Source organism: Pseudomonadota bacterium (genome assembly GCA_008501635.1).
Taxonomy (GTDB): domain Bacteria; phylum Pseudomonadota; class Gammaproteobacteria; order QQUJ01; family QQUJ01; genus QQUJ01.
The window spans coordinates 1-4,468 of record QQUJ01000009.1 but is presented as its reverse complement, the minus strand read 5'-3'; the positions used below and the strand labels follow the sequence as shown (position 1 = coordinate 4,468).

The following is a 4,468-nucleotide window of genomic DNA, read 5'->3' as shown; positions in this document are numbered from 1 at the left end:
TCCAGCAGATGACGAAAATTGAGAATCGTCGTCTCGTCGGGAACCGGCTCACGCCCAAGGTCAATGCCGGCGAAAAGACACATGGAGCGAGATTCATACAACGCTTCCTCGGCGCCTGGATCCGACAAGTTGAACCAGTGTTGGAGGAAGTAGATGCGCAACATCCGTTCCAGTTCAATGGGTGGGCGCCCGTTTCCCGCTTTGGGGTAGTGGGGTTCGATGAGCTCACAAAGCTGATCCCATGGAACCACAGCATCCATCTCCGAGAGAAACTTCTCTCGCCGGGTTGGTTTTCGAAATTGCTCAAATTCCCCCGCGGCAAACGTTTGCTGCTTCATCGTTTTCTACCGGTTCCAAATAATGCGTGTATTGTCGCAAACTTTGGGACTTAATCAGAGATGCCTTAATTGTGGGACAAAACTTTCTTAATGCAGGGCTTGCATATGTCGGGACTGGATATGGCGCTGGTGGTGTTCATCCTAATGATATTTGCCAACTATTTATAACACATATACTGGAGTCTTGAATTGGAAAAACAAAATCTAGCCAGCCGCTCAACATCGACGTTCGTACTTCGTGTGAATTAGCGTGATCGTTAGGTGCCGTTAGCTATGAATCGATTTGCCATCTCTGAGTCCTACGAAGCTGATTGCAGAAGCTCCGGCGAAACACGGATTGGAGAGGTATACCACACTTCAACGAGTTCAGGCGGCGGTGCAACGCTGACGCCGGTGGCGCGTTACTTTGCACATAAACCGGGATATATCGAAAACGTGAATCCACATTGGAGAATCGATTGCTTCGTTCGAAAGCATCGGTTCGCTCGGAACGCGGAACGGATCAGCCGGGATCTCGCTACGGCGTTAGTTAGCAGGGGTCACTGTGAAGAACCAATTTGGCTATCCTGGTATCGAGCGGAGGAGATCAAGGGTGCAGCCTTTGGCGAGGTATTTGAAACCGATTGACCTGGCGCCATACAAGGCGCTACAGCGAACGCGGATAAGCGCGGGCTGCTTTTCTTGGCGCTCCGTCCGCGCCGCCGAGCATGGTCGTCAGGTGTCGCGGAGATAAACTAATGGATGCTGGTCTGCTCGGGGGAATAATTGGTGGTATCGCTGGTGTTGGCGGAGGTGCTATCGGGACCTACTTCAGCATTAAAAGCACCAATGGGCCCCTCGAACGGGCCTTTGCAGTCAAGGTCGCGGCGATCACCTGGGTCGCGGTCATCGTGTTCGTTGTCCTACTCTTGGTGCTTCCACAACCCTATAACTACTTGCTGTGGATACCGTACGGGGTCCTTCTGCCATTGGGTATTATCAAGTTCAATAAAAAGCAGGCGGAGCTGCGCCAACGTGGTGGCGACACCTAACCAGTGCAAGCAGTACGCACGAGAGTTCCTACGGTTTGGGTGACACCGAAGTCAAACGACGAAAGAGGTGTCCGGTACCAAAAAGAAATCAACACCGTAAGCCGTGGCGCTACTCGGAGGCCTTCAAGGCCAAGGCAGTTCAACCGAGCTTGATGGATGGTGTCCAGGTGCAGGAAGTAGCGTGAACACTGGACATACACCTGTTCATGCTGTCACGGCGGCGCAAAGAATACCGGGAAGGAAGGATTGTGGCCGACAAGCGGAAGAAGGTCGTCTCGGCCCGGGTGGAAATGAGTGAACATGACCGCATCAGGCAGTTGGAGAAGGAAAACACCCGGCTGCGTCAGGAGAACGACCTCCTGAAAAAGGGGCAACGGTTGCTCGCGGAGGAACATCAGAGCGGTATCGATTCATCGCGGGAACCCGAGAAATAGGGTGAAGTGCCTTTGCAGCTCGCTGGGTGTCTCGCGAAGCGGATTCTCCGCGTGGAGTCGACGAGTTGAGTCGGAGCGGAGCAAGGAGGCCGGCGGTTGAAGGAAAAGATCGCGTCGACCCATGAGGGGAGCCGGGGTACCTACGGGAGTCATCGCGTTCACGCAGTCCGGAAGAAGCACGGTATCCGTGCAAGCGTGAATCGCCCAGGCTGTTGTATGCTGTATCGACAACACCCACATGGAGTCATTCTTCCACACCCTTAAGGCGGACCTGACGCGCGGTCGCCAGTTTTTTGGCGTCTACCACTTGCGTTCAGCCCCGAACAGTTGCATAAACCATTTCTACAACCACAAGCGGTTGCATTCGGGGATCGGTTACGTTCCTCCGGCCGTTTACAAAGCAATGGCAGCCTAGATGAGAGCGTGTCCATTATTTCGGGGGAGGATCACGCAAACTATGCCGCGCTTCGTTTGCGCCGCACAGCATAAACGTTAGAGGAATACAAGATGCCGTGGACGTACAACTATAGTCCAACACTGCAAATTGTCGAGGTCTTCTACGTAGGTCGTACTACCGCGTATGACTTAAAGGAATCAACCTCCGAGCTCATTGCTCTGGAGAAAGAGAAGGGTGTCAATAGATTCCTTATCGATACTTCAGAAATGGAGTTTGTCGCATCAATGATAGATATCCTAGACCTGCCAGAAAAGCAGTACATAGAGGAAGAGGCGGACAGGAGTGGTCGCATAGCGCTCATCATGCCCACCTCATTGAGGACCAAAGAGGCTGTGGAGTTCTATGAAACAGCGTGCAAGAACAGGGGATGGAATGTGCAGACATTCTTGGAACGTGAAGAGGCGGTTAGGTGGTTAACAGATGACAAATCCTCTAACAAGACGGATTCTGGCGACGGCTCTTAGCCACGCCTGATCTGCATCGTGATAAACAATCGGTGACAGACTACGGTTTATAAATTCGGTTGCCACTGAGCACGAAAAACTGTGGTCCGTTCCCGGTTATGTACTTGCGGGTTAAATTCAGGAGCTTCCTATAATGTTTTTGAATCTCATATTCTGAGAGTATGACTCTAGATGATCTGGGCAGTGATATTTGTGCTGGTGGTGTTCGCGATGCTCGTTGTGCTCCGCTTGATCACCTGGCGGGCGCTGCGGCTGGCGCGGCGTTTTTTCGGCAAGACAGCCATGATCGCCAGGCACGCACGGAATCGAGATGATGTCTCGGCGTTGGGCTCGCGGTTCAAGACGACCTTTCCGCAGATAACAGGTTTACTTCAGAGCAGGCTGACACCGAATCGGTTCACCGGCCTTCCCCTGACACTTATTTTGATTGCGGCGTTCTACCTTGCTGCCTTGCTTGGCGGGCTGGTGGAGGAGCTTTTCGAGGCAGACGAGCTGGTGCAGTTTGATCAATGGCTCAATCAGCAACTGGCTGCGATTCGCATAGATGGAGTGATCGCCCTGTTTTCCTGGATTACTGATCTCGGTGGATCGGCTGCTCTGGCTGCGGTGGCATTTGTGACGACGGGGCTGTTGTGGGTGTATGGCCACGGTTACATGATCGCCCCGTTATGGCTGAGCCTGCTCGGATCACAGATTACCACCTATACAGGAAAGTACGTGATTGCACGACCGCGCCCGGAGTTTGTCACGGAAGTTGTGGCAGCAACACCTTCATTTCCCAGTGGCCATGCGACCAGCGCCATGGCTGTGTATGGCTTTGTTGCCTACATCATTGCCAGCAACCTTACAGATGCGCGGCCACGGTTCGAGGTGATTTATTGGGCTGCTGTCCTTATCGGCCTGGTTGGCTTCAGTCGCCTGCTGCTGAGCGTGCACTACGCGAGTGACGTCGCGGCAGGGTTCCTTGTTGGTGGCTTCTGGCTCCTGCTGGGTTTTGCCCTCGCCGGGTACATGCGCCGCCGGTATCAAAAAGGTGGAAATAAAGAGGACACCACTCTTTTTTGCATCAAGCACAAACCTTGAGATTGAAATAAAAGGGTCGTAAGAATCACAAACTCTACATAGACATTGACGAAAAAACTGAAAAAATCGAATTAGAGAGCAATCACTCGTCATTAATATAAAAGGAACCAGTGTGAAAGAAGAACGCGATATCGAAAAAGATTATTCAACATCCGAATTTGTAGCTAAACTTCGTCGTCTGGCGGACGCTTTAGAAAGCGGAGAAAAATTTGAAATACAGATCGCAAATGAAAGAATATATGTTCCGGTAAGAGCTAAGGCATCTCTGATTAAGTCCCAAAGTTTGCGACAATACACGCATTATTTGGAACCGGTAGAAAACGATGAAACAGCAAACGTTTGCCGCGGGGGAATTTGAGCAATTTCGAAAACCAACCCGGCGAGAGAAGTTTCTCTCGGAGATGGATGCTGTGGTTCCATGGGATCAGCTTTGTGAGCTCATCAAACCCCACTACCCCAAAGCGGGAAACGGGCGCCCACCCATTGAACTGGAACGGATGTTGCGCATCTACTTCCTCCAACACTGGTTCAACCTGTCGGATCCAGGCGCCGAGGAAGCGTTGTATGAATCTCGCTCCATGTGTCTTTTCGCCGGCATTGACCTTGGGCGTGAGCCGGTTCCCGACGAGACGACGATTCTCAATTTTCGTCATCTGCTGGA

5 protein-coding genes and 2 pseudogenes are annotated in these 4,468 nt (G+C 52.1%); 6 read left to right on the top strand and 1 reads right to left on the bottom strand.

Annotated elements, in window-relative coordinates:
- A partial coding sequence (locus DWQ09_02440) for a transposase (protein KAA3629907.1) occupies positions 1-338 on the bottom strand: 338 nt, incomplete at its 3' end.
- Positions 339-1,075: 737 nt separating this feature from the next.
- On the opposite strand from DWQ09_02440, the gene DWQ09_02435 reads away from it, so the two are divergent.
- From DWQ09_02435 to DWQ09_02410, 6 genes and pseudogenes are all read left to right on the top strand, one after another.
- Positions 1,076-1,369 carry a hypothetical protein gene (locus DWQ09_02435; GenBank protein ID KAA3629906.1) on the top strand — a complete coding sequence of 98 codons (294 nt, stop codon included), beginning with the start codon at positions 1,076-1,078 and terminating at the stop codon, positions 1,367-1,369.
- A gap of 35 nt (positions 1,370-1,404) precedes the next feature.
- Positions 1,405-2,218 (top strand): annotated as a pseudogene (locus DWQ09_02430) (hypothetical protein).
- A gap of 92 nt (positions 2,219-2,310) precedes the next feature.
- Positions 2,311-2,724: a hypothetical protein gene (locus DWQ09_02425; GenBank protein KAA3629905.1), complete on the top strand. Its 414-nt coding sequence runs from the start codon at positions 2,311-2,313 to the stop codon at positions 2,722-2,724.
- A 171-nt stretch (positions 2,725-2,895) separates the two neighbouring features.
- Positions 2,896-3,807 (top strand): PAP2 family protein, encoded by a 912-nt coding sequence (locus DWQ09_02420; protein ID KAA3629904.1) that lies wholly within the window; start codon positions 2,896-2,898, stop codon positions 3,805-3,807.
- 112 nt (positions 3,808-3,919) lie between these two features.
- A pseudogene (locus DWQ09_02415) lies at positions 3,920-4,075 on the top strand (amphi-Trp domain-containing protein).
- A 55-nt stretch (positions 4,076-4,130) separates the two neighbouring features.
- On the top strand, positions 4,131-4,468 hold a 338-nt coding region (locus tag DWQ09_02410), incomplete at its 3' end, for a transposase (GenBank protein KAA3629908.1).

Bases quoted from the DNA above. Each gene is read 5' to 3' on its own strand.
- DWQ09_02435 (KAA3629906.1), top strand. From the start codon at position 1,076: ATGGATGCTGGTCTGCTCGGGGGAATAATTGGTGGTATCGCTGGTGTT.
- DWQ09_02425 (KAA3629905.1), top strand. From the start codon at position 2,311: ATGCCGTGGACGTACAACTATAGTCCAACACTGCAAATTGTCGAGGTC.
- DWQ09_02420 (KAA3629904.1), top strand. From the start codon at position 2,896: ATGATCTGGGCAGTGATATTTGTGCTGGTGGTGTTCGCGATGCTCGTT.